Raw genomic sequence first — 21285 nt, forward strand, 5'->3', positions numbered from 1 at the left:
TTTGGTGCTAAAAAAGATTACCTATCTTACATTAGCGCAATGAAGATAGGTAATTTTTCGAAATATTTGTACTGAACTATGTGCAATTAGTTTGCCAAAGCTGCAATATTTTCTTCTATAATTTTAAGCTTGGCTTCGGCATCTGCCTGTTTTTTGCGCTCATTTTCTACCACATCGGGTTTCGCATTATTCACAAAGCGTTCGTTGCTCAACTTAGCGTTTACTGATTTCAGGAAGCCCTGTAAGTACTCGCGTTCTTTGTGCAGGCGCTCTGTTTCGGCTGCTAAATCGAGATTATCTCCCAATTGCAGGTAAAACTCATCGGTTCCAACCAAAAAGCTTACTGCCCCTGCCGGTTTTTCGGCTACAAAGGTAAATTCGCTCAGGTTTCCGAGTTTGCTTACCAGCGATATATAATTTTTAAAATCAATACCTGATGCCGGTTTAACAGCCAATGCCAGCGCCTCTTTAGGTGAAACCTGTTTGCTTTGGCGTACATTCCTGATTTCTGTCAGCAGTTGCTGAACCACTTCTACCTCATTTAACAGGCGAGTATTGGCTTGCCCAATTTCAGGCATTTGCGCCACAATGCAACAATCAGCTTCGCTGCGCTCATCAAACACCTCATCATGCCATAGCTCTTCGGTAATAAAGGGCATATAAGGGTGTAGTACTTTTAAGATATTTTGGAAAAAGCTTAAGGTAGCTTTATAAGTTTCTTCATCAATAGGCTGCTGGTAGGCCGGTTTAATCATTTCCAGGTACCAGGCGCAGAAATCGTCCCATACCAGTTTATAGATGGACATCAGCGCATCCGACAGGCGGTACTGTTTAAAATGGGCATCTATTTCGGCAAGCGCCTGGTTAAAGCGGTTACCAAACCAATCTACCGCAATGCGGTTAGCGCCAGTTTGCTCCGGGTTGGGTTCCACCGTCCAGCCCTTTACCAGCCTAAAGGCGTTCCATATTTTATTGGCAAAATTGCGGCCCTGCTCGCAGTCTTTTTCGTCAAACATCAAGTCGTTACCCGCAGGCGATGACAACAGCATACCTACACGCACACCGTCGGCGCTGTATTTGGCAATCAGGTCTAACGGGTCTGGCGAGTTACCTAACGATTTCGACATCTTGCGGCCCTGCTTATCACGTACGATACCCGTCAGATATACATTGGTAAACGGCTTTTGCCCCCTGAACTCATGGCCTGCCATAATCATGCGCGCCACCCAGAAGAACAGAATCTCCGGTGCGGTTACCAGGTCATTGGTCGGGTAGTAATAGTTGATCTCTTCATTGTTCGGGTCTTTAAAGCCATCAAACACCGAGATAGGCCACAGCCATGAAGAGAACCAGGTATCTACCACATCTTCATCCTGCCTTAAATCCTGAGCTGTGAGATTTGAGATATTAGATGTGAGCGTTTTAGCTAATTCAAAAGCTTCCTCGCGGGTTTTGGCTACCACATGCTGGCCGTTGGGCAGGTACCAGGCCGGTATTTGCTGCCCCCACCATAGCTGGCGGCTAATGCACCAATCCTGCACGTTCTCCATCCAATGGCGGTAGGTGTTGATGAATTTTTCGGGGATGAGCTTTACCTCGCCCTCCAGCACATCGGCCAGGGCCGGTGCGGCCATCTCCTTCATTTTACAAAACCACTGCATGGAAAGCTTCGGCTCAATCACCGCATCGGTACGCTCTGAGAAACCGATTTGTGATTTATTATCCTCCACCTTTTCCAGTGCACCGGCTTCTTCCAGCAGCTTGGCAATTTTTTTACGGGCGATGAAACGATCCTCGCCTACCAGTATTTCGGCTTTCTCGTTCAGCGTACCATCATCGTTTAAAATATCAATAACCGGCAGGTGGTGTTTCTGCCCCAGTTCATAATCGTTCAGATCATGCGCGGGGGTTACCTTCAAACAGCCGGTACCGAATGCCATATCCACATAGCTATCCAGTATCACCGGAATTTCGCGGTTAATGAGCGGAATAAATACGCTTTTGCCGTGTAAATGTGTATACCTTTCATCCTCCGGGTTGATGCAAATGGCGCTATCCGCCATAATGGTTTCGGGGCGGGTAGTAGCAATGGTAAGATATGAGGGACCAGATTCTTCTTCGGCAACTGGCTCCCCGCCACCCACCACCCGGTACTTGATGTAATACAGTTTCTGGTTTACCTCCTTGCGGATCACCTCCTCATCAGATACCGCGGTTTTACCTTGCGGATCCCAGTTTACCATGCGTACGCCGCGGTAAATCCAGCCTTTTTTGTAGAGGTGGATAAAACTGTCAATTACAGCTTCAGACAGCGACTCGTCCATGGTAAAACGGGTGCGGTCCCAGTCGCAGCTGGCACCCAGCTTTTTCAGCTGGTCGAGTATGATGCCACCGTATTTTTCTTTCCACTCCCAGGCGTAGTTTAAAAACTCGGCGCGGGTGAGGTCTTTTTTGCTGATGCCGCGCTCTTTCAGCATGGCTACTACTTTGGCTTCGGTAGCAATGCTGGCATGGTCGGTACCGGGTACCCAGCAGGCGTTTTTGCCCTGCATACGGGCACGACGGATGAGTACATCCTGAATGGTATTGTTCAGCATATGACCCATGTGCAGCACGCCGGTGACGTTGGGTGGCGGAATCACAATGGTATACGGCTCGCGCTCATCAGGCACCGACCTAAAAAAGCCCTGCTGCATCCAGTAATCATACCACTTTTGTTCTACCTCATTGAACTCATATGTTTTCGAAATACTCATAGCCGGCAAATTTAAGCTTTTTAGCTTAAGGTGGAAAGGGATTGGAGACAAAGGATGGAAGGACAAAGGACAAATGATAAGCGACATTTGATTTACGGCACTCCTGCCACTAGCAGTACCGAATGACAACAAAATATTTGTGCATAGACACCTGAAAGCGAACTACCGCTGTCATGCTGAGGCACTCGAAGCATGGGTGCAGAGACCGCTCATCGGGGCAACCTGTGCGCCTATGCTTCGAGTGCCTCAGCATGACAGCGTCGGTTCGGTTGCAGAGACTTAATGTACAGGCACATGGCTTCCGCTCAACATTACACAGCTTTGAAAGTTGAAATAGTTCATCTTTTCAAAATTCTGTTCATTCGCCCCATTCCACAAATTCCGGTTCAGACCACCCGCGTTAGGGATGGCAGCGTAAAGCCCGCAGCGAGGTACGAGCGAGGACTTGCAGCAGATAGCCCGGGCCGAAGGCAACGCCCTAAGTGGTGAGTGGTGAGTGGTGAGTGGTGAGTGGTGAGAATCTGTTTTCCTGCTTGGTTGTTTCAAACCCTTTACACTTAAATGCACAAAATTTAACATCAGATATCACTATACTCCTACCTTTTACACTACAAACCAGATAGATTTACCCACATTCTTCCATCTCAGCACAAAAAACATCTCCCACCCCTTGCATCGCACTTATAAAATTCATTAATTTCAGCTTTTAAAATCCAATTAACAACCATGAGTTTTAAGTTAAGCAGTATGATGCTGGCCGGAGCAGTTTGCTTGTCGGCAAGCGTTTTTGCAACAGAGGGCGGCCCAGGCGCTAACGCCAAACCGGCCCCGCCACGCAAGTATATTGACCCTGCCAATATGGACCTTGCCGTTAAACCAGGCGACAACTTTTTTGAATATGCCAACGGTAACTGGATCAAACAGAATGCTATACCGGCCAAAGAAACCCGCTGGGGCAGTTTTAATATTCTGCGAGACGAGAATACCCAAAAGCTGTTAGGCCTGCTCAACGAGGCCAGCAAAACCAAGGGGCTGGCCAAGGGCAGCCTGAAGCAGCGCGTAGGCGATTTGTACGCCAGCGGTATGGATAGCCTCACCATTGAGCGCCGCGGTTATACCCCTATTGTGCCCGACCTGACCCGCATTAACAGCATTAAAACCCTGGACGGCGTGCTGTACGAAATGGCTTACGAGCGCGTACATGGCGAAGCCAGCCCGCTGTTTGGTTTCGGCGTGGGCGCCGACTCCAAGAACGTAAACAAAAACGTAGTGAACCTGGGCCAGGGCGGCACTTCATTGCCCGACCGCGATTACTACCTGAAAAACGATGCCCGTACACAAAAAATTCAGGATGCGTACAAGCAGTACATTGTGAACCTGTTTACGCTGGTAGGCACCAAGCCGGAAGAGGCCACTAAATATGCCAACACCATCTTCAGTATGGAAAGCCGTTTGGCCGAGGCCCAGATGAGCCGCGTAGCTATGCGCGACCCTAACAAGACCTACAACAAACTGGTGTTAAGCGAGTTTAATAAAACCACCCCGCACATGAACTGGGTGAACCTGATGGCCAAGATGAAGGTAACCGGGCAAGACACGGTGCTGGTTGGTCAGCCTGAGTTTTTTGCCAAGGTAGATAAAATGCTGGCGGATGTTTCGGTAGAGGACTGGAAAACTTACCTGAAATGGGGCATACTGCGCAATGCAGCATCGGCATTGAGCTCTCCGTTTGTGAAAGCCAACTTTGCCTACAGCAGCGTACTGAGCGGCCAGCAGGTGCAAACCCCGCGCAACGAGCGCATGTCGGGCCTGGTGGATGGCAGCCTGGGCGAGTTGCTGGGCCAGCTGTATGTAGAAAAATACTTTACCCCTGCCGCCAAGCAATACATGGTAGGCTTAGTGAATAACCTGAAAATTACCCTGGGCGACCGCATTAAACGTTTAGACTGGATGAGCGATGCCACCAAAACCCGCGCTTTAGCCAAACTGGCCGCCTTTAAAGTAAAAATCGGCTACCCCGATGTATGGCAGAAATACGAAGGCCTGAACATTGAGCGTAACGATTTCATTGGTAACCAGCGCCGCATTGCTACCTGGCGTTACAATTACAACGTAAGCCAGCTGGGCAAACCGGTAGATAAAAAACGCTGGGGCTTTACGCCGCCAACCGTAAATGCGTCTTACAGCCCAACCAATAATGAGATCACCTTTCCGGCTGGTATCCTACAGTTTCCGTTCTTTGATTTTGGGGCGGATGATGCCGTGAACTATGGCGGTATTGGCGCTGTGATTGGCCACGAGATGACCCACGGTTTTGACGACCAGGGCCGCCGCTATGATGCTGACGGTACCCTGCGCGACTGGTGGACCAAAGACGATGCCGACAAGTTTACCCAACGTGCCGACCGCGTGGTTGACCAGTACAATCAGTTTACTGTGGTGGACACCATCCATGTAAACGGCAAATTAACTTTAGGCGAAAACCTGGCCGATTTAGGCGGTTTAAATGTGGCTTACGAAGCCTTCAAGAAAACCAAGCAGGGTCAGTCGTTAACCAAAATTGACGGCTTTACACCCGATCAGCGTTTCTTCCTGTCGTGGGCACAGGTATGGAGAGGCTCGCAGCGCCCCGAGTCGGCCGCACAGCGCATCTTAACCGATCCGCACTCGCCTGAGCAGTACCGTACCAACGCCCCCATTACCAACATGGATGCCTGGTATAACGCCTTCAACATCCAACCCAGCGACAAGCTTTACAAAAAGCCTGAAGACCGGATTAAGGTTTGGTAAGCGGAGTTTTCGATACTTGATATAAATGAACAAGCCCGGCGGTTGCCGGGCTTGTTTTGGTTTGTGGATAGCATAATGCAACAAAAAAATATCAACATAGAATCTTTTATTTTGATATTAGGGCTTAGGAGGATCATAAAAAATATTTCAACATTCGATTAACTAAATTAATTGATCTATCCTCTTTCCTAATTTCTCCATTGAATCTATTTCATGTTCGACTATATACTCTGTTAAAAATGTATAAAACTCCTTTTCACTTTGGCCAATTTGATAAACTTCATTTTTCAATAGCGAAAGTAACTTTTTACCGCCTTTATCAGCTGTTACTCCAGACATTCCATCATACTCGGATAATAGATCATCTAATGTTTGTCTTTTAAAAAATGTATCTCCAAAATGATTATAAAAATCGAAATCGACATTGTCAACCAGTTTTTCTCTTAAATATTTCTCTGCACTATTGATGGGTAGAAAATAGATGTTCAGGTTTCCATGTAAGCCCTTATCAGTATATTTTCTTCTGAACTCATCTTTAATATCTCCGTCAAGAACGCTTATAACCTTTTGCCCTTGTTTAATGATATTAGATGAAATAATATCTTGATGTAAGCTAACAACATTTTCCCATCCACCTCCAGTAATGGTATGAATTAATCTTTTTTGCGTTAGACCTTTCTTCTTTAATATCCAATCAGTTATCTTTTTTGATAATTCATCTTCAACAATTATTAACAAATCATATCCATCATGTATATAAATGCTCCTAGTTGCATAAGCTGGAGAACATGGATTTTGTACTTCAACAACATTATTTAAGTGTCTTCGTAAAAAATAAATATTTTCAGACTTGATTTGCCTAATTAGCTCTATAGAATGTGTTGAGAAATAAATAGCTAATTTTCTATCTTCTGCTAAATTGGCTAGAAAAATCACTAATCTGTTTAAGGCTGAAGGATGTAAAGCCAATTCTACCTCATCTAACAATACTAAGTATTTTTCTCTATAATCTTTACTACGCCTAAGTTGATATTGAATAGAATGCAAAACAGAAATCAATAAATTTTCACCGGTACTTAGACTAAATTGACTAATTAAATGCCCATCCTCGGTTTTCAAAAAGTAAGGTGAACCTTGAAATTTAAAGACTCGTTTAACATAATCAACATAATATCTAAACAACCTTCCCTTATAATATTTCGCATTGTCATGTAGAATCAGTCCTAAACTCTGATATACAAAATCGTCCGCAGCAACTAATGAATCTTCTTTAACTTTAGTAGCTTCAAATAGAGCTTTTTGATTTGTATCTCTAAATCTATTACCATGAATGATGCTTCCTTCATAAAATCCATTAAGTTTTAATTTATTACCGCTAAAACTATATTCCCACTTTGGCTCATTTGGTTTTATAATTAGAGCATCATCTCCTAATGTGAATTTTAGATAAGTATTGAAATTTGTAGCATTAAAAAAATAACTTTTAGCAATATTCCTGTAAAATATACTTGCTAAAGCAGCCATAAGAGTACTTTTTCCTGCTGCATTTCTTCCAGTAATTGCGTAAATTCCAGGTGTCAAGTTTAGATCAAACTCAACTTTTTTAATTGATCGTAAATCTTCGAAGGTTACATGTAAATATTCGGCCATAAAATTGTGATAATCACCAAATTTAATTTATTAAGTTGAATAGGTATCAACAAATTAATTTTTTATTAATAATATTCTAATACATTGTATTATAGATAATTATCGCAATACACCTCAAACAAATAGTGAGCTTTCGATGTAAAAATAGTAACCAAACCTCTTCAGCTCTATTAGGCTAATAAAACGAAACTTAATTCTACAATTTCTTAAGCTACCAAGTTGTAACATGACCTTTTTCAAACAAATTCTCAATCCTCCACTACAAAAATGATAATTGTTTAAAATTCAAACCTACCTCCACCGACTATTCTCCCACACTCACCGAGCTTTTCATACCCCCTACCTGTATAACCTCTACAGATAAAGCATTTCATCGCATCTTGCCCAGCAAATAGTACTTAAAGTTTACTTCCATCATCCTTGCCATGAAATTGCTTTTGTTACCTGCTCTTTTATTATGCTACACCGCCATACAGGCACAGGTAAAGCGTACTGTCCCTACCGACAATCACCTGAAAATTCAACTTGATTTGGCGGTGGATAAGGCTGCGCAACGCTATATGGATACGCCGAATACCGTCGGGCTGTCCATCGGCATTTATAAAGAAGGCAAGGCTTATACGTACAATTATGGCGAAGTAGCAAAAGGTTCGGGCCGGCTGCCCGATGCCAATTTGTATTATAACTTGGGTTCGGTAGCCAAAACCTTTGTCACTACCCTGTTAGCCCAGGCGGTGGTAGAGCATAAAGCCAACCTGAATGATGATATCCGTAAATACCTGCCGGGCAATTACCCCAACCTGCAATACCAGGGGCAGCCCATCCGGCTGGTTCACCTAGCCAATCATACCTCGGGCTTACCGGGCAGTGCACATACATTTCCCAAAGCGGTGAAAGACAGCCTCCGGCAACTGCCATTGCAGGCACAGGTTGCGTATTACAGCGTTTACCGGGCCGATAGCCTGCTCAAAGACCTGCACCATTTAACGCCCGATACCCTGCCCGGCACTCTATACCGCTACAACGGCAACGGCATGATGGTGTTGCTGCTGTTGCTTGAGCGCATTTACCATCAGCCTTATGAGCAGCTGGTGACCACCTACCTGAAAACGCATTTGCACATGGCCGATACCAAAACGCAACTCACAGCGGCAGACCGTCGGCGTGCCTCGCAGGGCTATGATGCCAACCATAAACCCCAGCCCTTCCTCAACCTTATTGATTACTACAACGGCCCCAGCATGAACTCTACCGTGCATGATATGCTGTTGTACCTCAAAGCCAACCTTGCAGAAACTGACCCTGCCATTAAGCTTACGCACCAGCCCACTTTCAGCAAGCCCGATGGCACACGCATCGGTTTAGGCTGGATGATGGATACCGACTACAAAGGCACACCCATCATTTACCACGCCGGCCATACAGGTATCGGCTTCAACACCCTGTGCCTGTTTTACCCCGACAAAAATTTGGGGTATATTATCATTGTGAATGACAACATCAGCCAGCAACGCCTGAGCGATTTGCAGGAGCATATACAACGGGAATTGGATAAACCATAAATTTTCCCCGGTCTTGACAGTTTCAAACTTCTAAGTTTGATGCAGATAAATGACATCTACACTAAAAACCACTGACATATCCGTGCCACTGCTGCGCCTGCTGCGTGGTGCTGCGGGTGCTGCGCACTGCTTCAGGGTGCTGCGCCTGCTGCGTAGTGCTGCACCTGCTGCATCCGCTGCGCGCAGCACCCACGCAGCACCCTCTGCTTAATTTTGACCGCCCGCTTACCCGGCCTTTCCCGGCAATCACTATCTTTGCCGCCAAATGCTGATTCATCAATTTTATGATACCGGGCTGGCCCATGCCTCGTATGCAGTACTGCGCGCCGGCAAAATGATAGTGGTTGACCCCGGCCGCAACCCGCAACCCTACTACGATTTTGCCACCCTGCACGAAGCCGACCTGGTGGGCGTTATCGAAACCCACCCCCATGCCGACTTTGTAAGCTCGCACCTCGAAATACACGAAACCACCGGCGCTACCATTTATGTGAGCCAACTGGTGGGCGCTGCCTACCCGCACCAAACGTTTGATGAAGGCGATGTCATTACGCTCGAAGATATCCAGCTTAAAGCCATCAACACCCCCGGCCACTCGCCCGATTCTATATGCATTCTGGTCATTGATGAAACCGGCAAGGCCACTACCCTCTTCACCGGCGATACGCTGTTTGTAGGTGATGTCGGTCGCCCTGATCTGCGCGAGAAGGTAGGGAACCTCACCGCCAGTCGTGATGAACTGGCGCGCCAGCTGTACCACTCCACCCGCCAAAAGTTAATGACTTTGCCCGAGGATGTGGTGGTGTACCCTGCCCATGGCCCCGGCTCACTGTGCGGCAAAAACATCAGTCCGGATTTGAGCACCACCATCGGCCGCGAACTGCGCGAGAACTACGCCCTGCAACTGATGGACGAACTACAGTTTGTACAAACCATTACCACCGGCAGCCACTTCACCCCGCGTTATTTCGGGTACGATGTGGAATTGAATCGCCGTGGGGCTTCTGCACTGTCGGAGAGCATCAACCAAGTATCACGTTTAAACAGTGTTGCTGAATTACAACCCAATACATTAATCATCGATACCCGCCCTAACGAACAATTTACCAAAGGGCATTTGAAAGGTGCTATTAACCTGCAAAACGGCGGTAAATTTGAAACCTGGCTGGGCTCGGTAGTCAACCCCGATGAACCATTTTACCTGCTGGCCGCCAGCGCCGAGCAATTGGATGCCGTAATTGCCAAAACCGCAAAAATTGGATATGAGAAAAACATTGAAGGTGCATTAGTGGCCTCTGAGGGTGGTACAGAAACTACCGCCGAACTGGATTTGGAACACTTCAAAGCCAACCCTAACGCCTATACCATCCTAGATGTACGCAACCCGGCTGAGGTAAGCGAAGGCCTGCATTTTGACCATGCCATTGCCATTGCCCTGCCCGAACTGCGCGAGCGACTAGCTGAAATACCGGCTAACAAACCTATTGTGGTACATTGTGCCGCCGGTTACCGCTCGGCGGCAGCCAGCAGCATTGTACAGCATTTTAGCGGCGTGCAGGTACCGGTATATGATTTGGGCGAGGCGATATACCAGTTCGTTAGATAATGAGTAACCTGCAACTCGTAACCACGGCCGATGGGTCTAAAACCATTTACAATCCCGAGGTGGGCGAAAACTACCACTCACGACACGGGGCCTTGCAGGAAAGTCAGCATGTGTTTTTAAACGCCGGTCTGCGTTATTACCTGGCTGGTACCGAGGCCACAAAGGTAAGCATACTTGAAGTTGGCTTCGGCACGGGGCTCAACTTCCTGCTCAGCGCCGATTTTTGTACCGGCACCGAAATAAAGCTCCGCTATACCGGCATTGAAGCTTACCCGCTTACCGAGGCCATGATTGGCCAAACGGGTTATGAGGCCTATATATCGCCTGCCTTATGGCAAAGCTTTTTACAACAATACCAACAAGCTTTACAACAGCCGCTACAACTTAATACCTGCAACAACTTATACATCGCCCATACACCGTTGTTGGACTTTAACGACGATTGCTTATACGATGTCATTTATTTTGATGCCTTTGCCTCTATCCACCAGCCAGAGATGTGGAACGCGCAAGCCATCACCCATACCCTTCAGTTTTTAAAACCCGGCGGCGTATTTGTCACCTACGCCATCACCGGCGACCTGAAACGCCTCATCAAATCCCTTGGCCTTAAAGTGGAGAAAGCCCCCGGTGCACCCGGTAAGCGGGAGATGTTGAGAGCCGTAAAGCCCCTGTAGAAGAGCCAAGAGGCAAGAATCAAGAGCCAAGACGAACCTTACGAAATACATTACGAGAAAGGACAAAAGATGAGGGAGTTATATCCTTTATCTTTTGTCCCTTCTCGTTCTACCCAAAGCTTCTCTTGGCTCTTGATTCTTGCCTCTTGATTCTCCCCTTCTCTACGCCTTCATTATTTTATTCCTACTTTTGCTCCAAACTATATCCATATGCCTATTACTGCTCCTGTTACGGCTGGTACGCCTTCGGCGGCGTTTGAGCGTTTGCTCACCATCATGAATGATTTGCGCGAAAACTGCCCCTGGGACAAGAAGCAAACCATGGAAAGCCTTCGCCACCTCACCATTGAGGAAACTTACGAGCTTTCGGATGCCATTTTAGGTAACGATATGCAGGAAGTTAAAAAGGAACTGGGCGATGTAATGATGCACCTTACTTTTTATGCCCGTATTGCCTCAGAAACCCACCAGTTCACCATTACCGATGTGCTCAACAGCGTATGCGATAAACTCATTAACCGTCACCCGCATATCTACGCCGAAACCGAGGTGCAGAATGAGGAAGACGTAAAACGCAACTGGGAAAAAATCAAACTGCAGGAAGGTAACAAATCAGTACTGGGCGGCGTACCTGCATCATTACCGGCGCTGGTAAAGGCGGCCCGCATACAAGAAAAAGCCCGCGGCATTGGTTTCGATTGGGAGAACAAAGAGCAGGTATGGGAGAAAGTAGAAGAAGAAATGCAGGAGTTTAAAACCGAACTGGATGCCAGCGCATCTGATGCCGGCGCTGCCGAAAAAGCAGAGGAAGAGTTCGGAGATTTACTGTTCTCTCTCATCAACTATGCCCGTTTTGTAAATATCAATCCCGAAAACGCGCTCGAAAAAACTAACCGAAAGTTCATTCAGCGTTTTCAATACCTGGAAAGCAAGGCCAAAGAGCAGGGCAAGCAGTTACAAGACATGACGCTGGCCGAAATGGATGTTTACTGGAATGAAGCTAAACGAAAATAATTTACGCAAGGTGTAGCGTATACTGCGCAGGTTGCGTAATAGATATGACTAAAGAATTTATAGTGATGAAAAAGCATTTACTTTTATTATTGGGCTTTGTGGGAATGATGTCTGCGGGATGCCTCAAAAAATCTGAACCGGCTCCTGCCCCTGCCGCTCCTACCGGCACTTTTACAGGCCAATTTATCCGTTACCATAAAAAACTGGTAAATAACGCCTACCAGTACGACACCTTACGCACCAACGTAACAGTGAAATTAACCAGCGATGGTTATAAATATAATATGACAGGCGATACCACCATCCACTCGGGTAGTAACGGAACTTTTGCTTATGATGCCAATTATATTCGTTTTAACGATGTATTGTTGCCCAGCAATTTAGCTACAGAACCCGTAAAACCACACCTGGTAGGTTTATATGCTTATGCTTATGACGGTACTAATTTTATTTTGGAACGTGCTTACCAGCCTGATACACTGCGTTTGCGCTACAACCTGAAAAAAACCGCTAACTAATAAACTTACATTCCGGCCGCAGCAGGCGGCCGGAATACCTGTTCCTTTCACCCTGTAAATACCGGTTCCCCTTTACACCGGCATTGATTATACCGTAGCTTATACATGCGTTTCAAAGCTCCTGTAAGCGAGCAGCAAATCATCAGCGAATGCAAAAAAGGCAGCCTCAAGCACCAGGAGCTGCTTTATAAGCAATTTTATGGATTTGCTACAGGGGTTTGCCTGCGCTACAGTTTAAGTGAGGATGACGCACTGGAGGCGGTGAATGATGCCTTTATTAAAGTGTTTAATGCCATTCATTTATATAACGAATCCAATCCGTTTAAAGCCTGGCTGCGCAGCATTGTAGTGAATACAGCTATCGACAGGCGACGTAAAGAGATGAAATACCACCTGCAGGCCGAAATTAACGACGCCCTGCCGGTAATTGAACCCGAATATATCAGCAGCCATTTAAACGCACAGGATATTTTAAAAATGATGGATACCCTGCCACCACTGCACCGCACAGTATTTAACCTGTACGAAATAGATGGTTACAGCCACGATGAGATTGGCCAGATGCTGGATTTACCGGCCAGTTCGTCGAGGGTTTATTTGAGCAGGGCTAAAGAGAAGTTAAAAAAGGTAATTAAATCCGAATCGGCAAAGCATGGATGATCAGCGCAATAACGATTTAAGAAACCGCATCAACGAGGTGTTTGACCGGTTTGAAGTGCCCGCGGGCGCTGCTGATGCCGGCTGGACTGAACTTCGCAAACGCTTTCCGGCCCAACAGCGCCGTAATGCGGCTGCCTGGTGGTGGAGCAGCGCTGCAGCAGTTTTACTACTGATTGGATTAGGCCTATGGCTTTACCAACCTACCGCACCAGCAAAAAATCAATTAGCACAGCATCAGCCCAAACAACCTGTTCAACAATCGCCTTCGGTAAAAGACAGTGCTATTCATACTGAACTGCCAACAGCTTCAACACAACAACTGGCAGCTCAAAATCCGCAGCATCAACCCGATTATTACCCGGAGTTGAAACCAACCGATCAGGCAGTTGATCAAATTAAAACAACTTATCCCGCCTATACAGCTGCAACAAAACAACCATACAAGAGCATTGATACCAGCACAAGCAGTAACCCTATTGTTATCGCCATGCAGCCGGTAATGCCGTCATCAGGCAAAATGCTATCGGTAGATAGCGTTGAGACTGTCAATACTTTAGCTACTGCCACTCCAGCTACAGAAACAAAAGCGGATGCAAATTCAATAAAGAACGCTGAAGCTAAAACGGGTATGGATGCCTTGTTTGCTCGTGAAGCCACCATGGCTAAAAATGCAGAGTCCAAAACCAAACCAAAAACAGCTGCCGACCAGCGCCTGGCGCTCAGTGTTTATGCCGGTACTTATATTAATTATGCCAAGGGCAGCAGCAACGAGGTGAATGTAGGTGCAGGTATATCTTCTGATATTAAACTGGCCAAACGCTTTAAGCTGGTTACCGGCATTGCCATTGCTCAAAATAAATTAAGCTATGATAATCAGCCAACTGATGCCAGAGTTTACGCCGCAGCCGTAGCTGCCACCGGCGGGCACGATATCAGTGTATTTAACAGTGCCAGTCCCGCATTTTTTGCACCGGCGGTGAATGCGCGTAACACTACGCAAATTTTGGGTTACAATGCCAGCTTTACCGGGCTCGATATTCCGGTAAATATCAAATATGATTTTGGTTCGGGCAATAGTGATACTTATGTATTGGCAGGTATCAGCTCTGGCACTTTTATCAACGAAACTTACCAGTACAATTACAGCAGTAGCGCATTCAACAGCATCAGCCAAACTGCCGAAACACAAGCCAAATTCAGCACCTTTGATTTTGCACGTACCCTAAACTTCGCCTTTGGCGTGGGCACACCGGTTGGCAAAACCAACCGACTTATTATTGAGCCTTTCCTTAAGTATCCAATCAACGGTATGGGTTCACAGCAAATCCGTTTCGGGGCCAGCGGCATCAATTTAAAATTTAAATTTTTATCGTATAAATAAATCATTAAAGCGCTTGTAGCCATTCTACTTAAACAATTATTATTGTTCTATGAATGAAAGAACACTTCAAGACCTGACTAAGGAAGAAATAGGGCAACTCTTCCCTGTTGAAATCAGCTCTTACAGTGAAAGTTGGTCAACGTTGTTTGAAAACGAAAGAAAGCGGATTGCTGACACCCTTGAAGAAGGCCTGTTTCACCGGATAGCGCATTTTGGAAGTACTTCAATTCCTAGAATTGCAGCTAAGAATACCATTGATATTCTATTAGAAGTAGAATATGGGGAAGAGAAAAATCAAAAACTCATTCTACAAATGAAAGCTTTAGGCTATGATTTTAACTGGCAAAATGAAGGCAACCAGCCTCATATGATATTTATCAGAGGATATGACTTAGCAAACCCTAAAGAGCAGACTTATCATATACATGCTGGTCCTAAAAATCATCCTATATGGGACAGGCTACTTTTTAGAGACTTCCTAATCGAACATCCGCAGATTGCGAAGCAATACGAACAATTAAAACTCAAGCTATCAATTGAATTTAAACATGACCGGGTTGCTTATCGCATTGCTAAAACGGATTTTATCAAAGAATTCACAGACAAGGCAAAGCTATTTTATCAGCTCAAATAAGCATTGCCTTACTTAAACCTAATGGCCCTTACCGGCGATATGCGGCTTACCAGCGTGGAAGGAATAAGCAGCACCAGCAAGCATAATAGCAGTGTACCGATATTTAACAAAAGCACATCGGTAAACTTAATTTCGATAGGCACAAAGTTCATGTAATAGGAAGCCTGATCCAGTTTGAAGAAGTGGGTAATTTGCTGGAAGTAGCCCAAGCCCAAGCCCAGCAGATTACCCAGCAACAAGCCCATCCCAATCAGGAAGGCGGCGTTGTACAAAAATATTTTCTGAATACTCCAGTTATCAGCGCCCATGGCCTTAAACATACCTATAGTGCTGGTGCGCTCTAAAATCATGATGAGCAGGGCGGATATCATGTTAATGACTGCTACCAGCAGCATCAGTACCAGCATTACCTGGGTGTTTACATCCAGCAGTTTCAGCCACTCAAATATGGTTGAGTAATTTTCTTCTACCGTATATGCATGCAGCTGGGCGGGCATTACTTCGCCTAACTCATCAAAAGCAGCATCCAGGTGGTCAAAATCAGTAGTGCGTACCTCGTACCCGCCCGTGGTGTTGGCCGCCCAGTTGTTAATGCCGCGCACTAACTGCAAATCGCTGATGACAAAAGTTTTGTCTACTTCATCTACCCCAACATTGAATATGCCGCAAATGGTAAACTTACGCCGCTTTAAAGGCTCTTGTACGAAATACATCAAAAAGCTATCGCCCAGTTTTAGTTTCAACCGCGCGGCGGTATAACTCGAAATCATGATTTCATGCTTGGTGGAATCTTTAAACCCAAGCACCCTGCCCTTTACCAGCGCCTGGTTGAAAAACCTCCAGTCGTAACTGGCATCTACCCCTTTGAGCACCACACCCTCAATTTCGCCGTTGGCTTTTATGATGCCCGGTTTGGTGGCATAGGGCATAATGCGCTGTATCAGCGGCTGTTTTTCGGCCTTCTTTAAAAAGGCGGCATCTATATCAAACGGGGTATTTTCATACGAGTTGTTGAGATCGAACTTTACCACCTGGATATCGCCGGCAAAGCCGCGTACTTTTTCCCGTATTTCCTGCTTAAAGCCTTTTACAATGGCTACCGATAAAATCATTACCCCCAAACCCAGCATAATGCCGATAATGGCAATACGCACAATCAGTTTAGAAAAAGTACGTTTGGATTGAAAAGTAATGCGCCCTGCAACAAAGGAGGAAAAGCTCATGCGCAAATTTAGTGAATTGTGAGTTGTGAATAGTGAGTTGTCGGTTCTGATCAGAAAATAGTTTATAACTACTTATAACATGCGTTTTAACTCATTATACACTAACCTATTGCATTAGGAAACCCATGCGGTTAGAGTCGAGCTTAATCAGAATGAACAGCAGTGTGGTAAAACTCAGCAATGATGATCCACCATAGCTGATGAAGGGCAAAGGTATACCAATTACGGGCACCAAACCTATGGTCATGCCCACATTGATCACGACGTGAAAGAAAAGCACAGAAGCTACCCCGTACCCATAAATACGCGAAAACGGCGCACGCTGCCGCTCAGCTACCATTACAATACGCAATAACAGAAACATGTATAAACCAATGACCACTACTGAGCCCACAAAGCCCCACTCCTCGCCTATAGTACAGAATATAAAGTCGGTACTCTGCGCAGGTACAAACGAATACTTGGTTTGTGTACCCTGTAAATAGCCTTTCCCCCACAATTCGCCGGAACCGATGGCAATCTTCGATTGGTTTACGTTATAACCTTTACCCCTTAAATCTTTAGTGATACCCAGCAATATATCAATACGTGTTTTTTGATGGGGTTTAAGTACATGGTTATAGATAAAATTAACGCTGAAAATAAAGGCCACACACATCACCAAACCAGCCAAGGTAACCAGTATCATTTGCCGGTAACGGCGCACCATATACATCACTATCAAAGCAATAATCACCAGTGCGATAATCAGGTACAGCTGGTTTAGCAACAATGAGGCCACAAATAAAGCAATAGCTACACCAATAACCACTAAAAACAGTGGCGATAAACCCTCGCGGTACAACACGAAGATGAGTGAGCAAAATACCAGCGTTGAGCCGGTATCGGGCTGCAGCATAATGAGCAGCATCGGGAAACCGATAATGGCCGCTGCGGTAAGAAATGATTTAAATTCGGTAATTTTGATATTGGTACTGCTGAGGTAACGGGCCAGCAGCAAACAGGTACTAAATTTGGCAAACTCCGAGGGTTGAAGCCTGAAGCTGCCTATGGGAATCCATGCCTGGTTACCGCCTACATTGCGCCCCACTACCAATACGGCCAGCAGCAGCAACACCGTAATACCATAAAATGCAGGTGCCAAGGCAGTAAAAAAGCGGCTATCCAGCAAAATAATCACTAAACCTACCACCATTGATACAATGATAAACATAAACTGCTTACCATAATTGGTATCCAAATCCACAATGCTGGGGTGAAGCGGATCAAACACCGCAGCATGAATATTAAACCAGCCAATGGTGCATAGCGCCAGGTACAAGAATACCATCAGCCAGTCTACATTAAAAAATAAGCTGCGCTGTGGTTGGTTATTCATTTTCCTTTCGCTTTAACTGGGCGGTTAAAAACGGCCGCTTAGCACTGTCCTGCCGGTTATGGTTCGAGGCTGATTTCAAATCAATCGGTTTTTTAACCGTAGTATCTTCTTTATCCTGCTTTTTGCCGCTATCAGCCTGGGTTACCGGCTTTTTCGGCTTTACCGGCGGTTTCCATCCCGGAGGTGGAGGCAGCAGGTTGGCATTCATAATATATTCTACCTGCGATCTCGGTTTAGATATGGTATTGCGCAGATATTTCTCTACCATATAACTGGCAATAGGCGCCGCCCATGAGGCACCGTACCCCCCATTTTCTACCACTACAGCAATGGCAATTTTAGGGTTGTTGCGCGGTGCAAAGGCCACAAACACCGAGTGGTTTTTGCCCCGGTTGTTTTGCACCGTACCGGTTTTACCACACATTACAATCCCGGGTATGGCTACCTCACGCGCGGTACCACTTTCCACTACCTGCTGCATGCCATCTATAACCGGCTCAAAATATTCAGAATCTATACCAACGTAATTCTTTTTAACATACTCTGAGCGAATTACATTTTTATCGCCGATAGCTTTTATCAAATGTGGTTTGTAAAAATAGCCGCGATTAGCAATGGTGCATTCTATGTTGGCCATTTGTAAAGGTGTTGCGCTTAATTCACCCTGACCGATTGCCAACGACATGATGGTAGCCGCACGCCAACGGTTCTTACCAAATTTTTTGTCATAATCTGATGATGTAGGTACCAGGCCTCTGCGTTCACTGGGCAAATCCACATCAAGCTTTACCCCAAAACCGAACTTATTTACACTTTGCCTCCAGGCTGCATAAGTGGCGTTGGTTTTTTTCGCGCCGTTGTGAGTAATGAGCTGACTGAATACATTACAAAAATAAGTATTGCAGGATTGAGCAATACCCTTACGCAAATCGGTATTACCATCAAAGTGTTCGCACTTTACTCGGCTGCGCCCATTTTGGTAATAATGTGGGCAGAAATAAGTGGTTTGCGGCGTAATGATGCCTTCCTGCAAAGCAATCAGCGCATCCAACGGTTTAAAAGATGAACCTGGCGAATAGTAGGCCTGTATCGGACGTATAAACAGCGGGTTATACGGGTTTTTGTACATGGCCATCATGTTGTTGCCACGCTCGCGACCTACCATCAGGTTAGGATCATAGGTGGGGCTGCTCACAAAGGCCAGTATCTCGCCGGTGGAAGGTTCAATGGCTACAATACTGCCTACCTTGTTGCGCATCAGTTGCTCGCCCAATTTTTGTATACGGATGTCCAGTGATGAAATTAAACGTTCACCAGCTACGGCAGTAGTATCATAATATCCATTTTCATATTTTCCTTTGGATATTCCGCGCGAATCTACCATTTCGTTGCGTACCCCACGCTGGCCGCGCAGTACAGACTCGTAAGATTTCTCCACGCCGGATATACCGATCTGGTCGCCCAAGTGATAGTAGCCATTAGAATTTTTAATGGCATTTGGGCTGGCCTCACCCACATAACCTAAAAAGTGTGCCGCCACTGAGTCGGGGTAGATGCGCTTGGTATTGGGCTGCAACTCGAAACCTTTAAACTCAAAAATACGCTCATTTAGAGCCGCTCCACGCTGTATGGATAACTGCCGCTCAAATGGCGACCGAAGCGCGCGGGAATATTTAACAGCTTTTGAGAATTGCTTATCGAATTGCGCCCTGTCAATATCCAGCAGCTTGCAAAATTCTACGGTATCAAATGGCTTTACATTTTTAGGCGTTACCATTACATCGTATACCGGCTCGTTCTGTACCAGCACCTTGCCGTTGCGGTCCAGTATAGGCCCCCGGGCCGGGTAGTCAATAAACTGGCGGATAACGTTGTTTTTTGCAAATACAGCATAGCGGTCATCCACCACCTGCATGTAAAACAGCTGAGCCAGCAACACCAGTAAAAGGGTAATAAAAATACCGGCCACTACATAGCGCCGTACGAAATAACTGTTCATTTACGTTCTTTTCTCCTGTAAAACAAGAAGCTGGTAATGAGTACCAAAAATAAGGTAAATACCGAGCTTAATAAGAAACGGATAAGTGTGTATTGTATTTCAGAAAACCGAAATACTTCGAGGTTGAAAAGTGCAAAGTGATGGAACAGGATGAGCACCAAACTGTAGGTAAAAAACCACCGGAAACCCATATTGCTCAACGTAGGGTCGGGCTCATTATCAAAACCTTCTTTCTGTACCGTAATGCTGATAAATGTTACACGCACAAAGGCCAGTAAGGTACAGGCGGCGGCGTGCAGGCCCGGCGTGTTATAAAACATATCAATGGTGAGGCCCATTAAAAACGACAGCAAAAACAGCAGCACATTAGGCGTTTCAAAAGGCAGCAACAGTATGAACAGGATGTACAAATACGGCGTGGTTAAGTTATACAGCGTTATATTCTGCAATAAAAAAACCTGTAAAAACACCAGTACCACAAACCGGATAGCATTAATGAGCAGCACCCTAATCATCTTTTTTCTCCTGGGCCTCCAGTCCCTGCTGCTCTAAGGCAAACTTGTTTTTTACCACATATACGTATTGCAGTTTACTAAAATCAACTGCCAGTTTAACTTCCATGTTTAAAAAGAAACCGCCGCCCTTGGCATGCAGGTTTACAATTTTACCAATGGGTAACCCTACCGGGTATAAAGAAGTATTTGCGGTAACCACATCCTCACTCAGGTGGGGCTTGGCATGGTTAGGTACATCAATCAGCAAACCTTTGGTGGGGTCAAGGTCATCGCCCCAAATATAAAAACCGGGGTCGCGGGTATCAGCCAGCATGGCGCTCACCCGGGCATCTTTATGCAGCAGGGTTTGTATTATGGAGTAGTGCGGCGAGGTTTGCACCACCAGGCCCACCACCCCATTGCTTGATATTACCCCCATATCTTTAGTGATACCATCATTACTGCCCCGGCTTATGGTAATGTAATTATTGCGCATGCTGATGGTGCTTTTAATCACCTTGGCCGGAATGTAGGTATACTGCTGTTTGTAGTTGGTATCCACCACGGTTTGCTGCGCGCCGGTATCAATAAACATCGAGCTTTTGAGCTCACTGCGTAAACGGGAATTCTCAAGCGCCAGGCTATCGTTTACCTCCTTTAAAGAGAGATAGCTGTTCAGTTGATCGGCCTGGGCATAAGCGCGGCCTGCTACCACATTAGTAGTGTTGATGAAAGTAGCTTTCTGGAAAGAATTGTATTTAATGTAAGTAACCAGCGCAATCACCTCAAAAATCAGAAACAGAAAAAATGCGTTGTACTTGCTGATAAATATCAATAGGTTACGCATTGGTTAGTGAGTTATGAATAGTGGGTGGTTAAGTAGTAAGTTGCAAATAATGAATTGCAAGGAGCTAACTACTCACAATTCACTATTCACAACTCA

At 45.7% G+C, this 21285-nt stretch carries 17 protein-coding genes; 9 read left to right on the top strand and 8 right to left on the bottom strand.

Features of this window, described 5'->3' with window-relative positions:
- Window positions 1-86 precede the first annotated feature (86 nt).
- A complete protein-coding gene (locus ACYVNW_RS08185; RefSeq protein WP_460679361.1) occupies window positions 87-2756 on the bottom strand; it encodes a valine--tRNA ligase in 2670 nt (889 codons plus the stop codon).
- Between the two features lie 726 nt (window positions 2757-3482).
- Between ACYVNW_RS08185 and ACYVNW_RS08190 the strand changes: the two genes are divergently transcribed.
- Window positions 3483-5546 (top strand): M13 family metallopeptidase, encoded by a 2064-nt coding sequence (locus ACYVNW_RS08190; RefSeq protein WP_460679362.1) that lies wholly within the window; start codon window positions 3483-3485, stop codon window positions 5544-5546.
- Between the two features lie 162 nt (window positions 5547-5708).
- On the opposite strand, the gene ACYVNW_RS08195 is transcribed toward ACYVNW_RS08190, so the two are convergent.
- The gene (locus tag ACYVNW_RS08195) at window positions 5709-7196 is read right to left on the bottom strand and encodes an AAA family ATPase (protein ID WP_460679363.1); all 1488 of its coding nucleotides are present in this window, start codon (window positions 7194-7196) and stop codon (window positions 5709-5711) included.
- A 425-nt stretch (window positions 7197-7621) separates the two neighbouring features.
- Between ACYVNW_RS08195 and ACYVNW_RS08200 the strand changes: the two genes are divergently transcribed.
- A complete protein-coding gene (locus tag ACYVNW_RS08200; protein ID WP_460679364.1) occupies window positions 7622-8758 on the top strand; it encodes a serine hydrolase domain-containing protein in 1137 nt (378 codons plus the stop codon).
- A 61-nt stretch (window positions 8759-8819) separates the two neighbouring features.
- Here the strand turns inward: ACYVNW_RS08200 and ACYVNW_RS08205 are convergent, their stop codons facing one another.
- Window positions 8820-9035: a hypothetical protein gene (locus ACYVNW_RS08205; protein WP_460679365.1), complete on the bottom strand. Its 216-nt coding sequence runs from the start codon at window positions 9033-9035 to the stop codon at window positions 8820-8822.
- Between ACYVNW_RS08205 and ACYVNW_RS08210 the strand changes: the two genes are divergently transcribed.
- The 7 genes from ACYVNW_RS08210 (at window position 9024) to ACYVNW_RS08240 (ending at window position 15248) form a co-directional block, all read left to right on the top strand.
- Window positions 9024-10364 carry an MBL fold metallo-hydrolase gene (locus ACYVNW_RS08210; RefSeq protein ID WP_460679366.1) on the top strand — a complete coding sequence of 447 codons (1341 nt, stop codon included), beginning with the start codon at window positions 9024-9026 and terminating at the stop codon, window positions 10362-10364. The genes ACYVNW_RS08205 and ACYVNW_RS08210 overlap by 12 nt on opposite strands.
- The gene (gene mnmC2, locus ACYVNW_RS08215) at window positions 10364-11041 is read left to right on the top strand and encodes a tRNA (5-methylaminomethyl-2-thiouridine)(34)-methyltransferase MnmC2 (RefSeq protein ID WP_460679367.1); all 678 of its coding nucleotides are present in this window, start codon (window positions 10364-10366) and stop codon (window positions 11039-11041) included. The genes ACYVNW_RS08210 and mnmC2 overlap by 1 nt, the downstream gene beginning before the upstream one ends.
- Window positions 11042-11251: 210 nt before the next feature.
- Window positions 11252-12055, top strand: coding sequence for a nucleoside triphosphate pyrophosphohydrolase (gene mazG / locus ACYVNW_RS08220; protein WP_460679368.1), 804 nt, complete (start codon window positions 11252-11254; stop codon window positions 12053-12055).
- Between the two features lie 44 nt (window positions 12056-12099).
- Complete coding sequence (locus tag ACYVNW_RS08225) at window positions 12100-12573, top strand: hypothetical protein (protein WP_460679369.1); 474 nt, start codon at window positions 12100-12102, stop codon at window positions 12571-12573.
- A 105-nt stretch (window positions 12574-12678) separates the two neighbouring features.
- Window positions 12679-13233: an RNA polymerase sigma factor gene (locus ACYVNW_RS08230; RefSeq protein WP_460679370.1), complete on the top strand. Its 555-nt coding sequence runs from the start codon at window positions 12679-12681 to the stop codon at window positions 13231-13233.
- The gene (locus tag ACYVNW_RS08235) at window positions 13226-14614 is read left to right on the top strand and encodes a hypothetical protein (protein WP_460679371.1); all 1389 of its coding nucleotides are present in this window, start codon (window positions 13226-13228) and stop codon (window positions 14612-14614) included. Before ACYVNW_RS08230 ends, ACYVNW_RS08235 begins: the two co-directional genes overlap by 8 nt.
- 49 nt (window positions 14615-14663) lie before the next feature.
- Window positions 14664-15248 carry a GrpB family protein gene (locus ACYVNW_RS08240; protein ID WP_460679372.1) on the top strand — a complete coding sequence of 195 codons (585 nt, stop codon included), beginning with the start codon at window positions 14664-14666 and terminating at the stop codon, window positions 15246-15248.
- A gap of 8 nt (window positions 15249-15256) precedes the next feature.
- Here the strand turns inward: ACYVNW_RS08240 and ACYVNW_RS08245 are convergent, their stop codons facing one another.
- The 5 genes from ACYVNW_RS08245 to mreC all read right to left on the bottom strand — a co-directional run bounded on the left by ACYVNW_RS08245 (window position 15257) and on the right by mreC (window position 21189).
- Window positions 15257-16471: an ABC transporter permease gene (locus tag ACYVNW_RS08245; protein ID WP_460679373.1), complete on the bottom strand. Its 1215-nt coding sequence runs from the start codon at window positions 16469-16471 to the stop codon at window positions 15257-15259.
- 106 nt (window positions 16472-16577) lie between these two features.
- Entirely contained in the window at window positions 16578-17849 is a 1272-nt protein-coding gene (gene rodA / locus ACYVNW_RS08250) for a rod shape-determining protein RodA (RefSeq protein WP_460679374.1), read from the bottom strand.
- Window positions 17842-19848 (bottom strand): penicillin-binding protein 2, encoded by a 2007-nt coding sequence (gene mrdA / locus ACYVNW_RS08255; RefSeq protein WP_460679375.1) that lies wholly within the window; start codon window positions 19846-19848, stop codon window positions 17842-17844. The genes rodA and mrdA overlap by 8 nt, the downstream gene beginning before the upstream one ends.
- Window positions 19845-20363 carry a rod shape-determining protein MreD gene (locus ACYVNW_RS08260; RefSeq protein ID WP_460679376.1) on the bottom strand — a complete coding sequence of 173 codons (519 nt, stop codon included), beginning with the start codon at window positions 20361-20363 and terminating at the stop codon, window positions 19845-19847. Before ACYVNW_RS08260 ends, mrdA begins: the two co-directional genes overlap by 4 nt.
- On the bottom strand, window positions 20356-21189 hold the full coding sequence (gene mreC / locus ACYVNW_RS08265) for a rod shape-determining protein MreC (RefSeq protein WP_460679377.1): 834 nt from the start codon (window positions 21187-21189) through the stop codon (window positions 20356-20358). Before mreC ends, ACYVNW_RS08260 begins: the two co-directional genes overlap by 8 nt.
- Window positions 21190-21285: the final 96 nt, after the last annotated feature.

The organism is Mucilaginibacter koreensis, assembly GCF_054783355.1.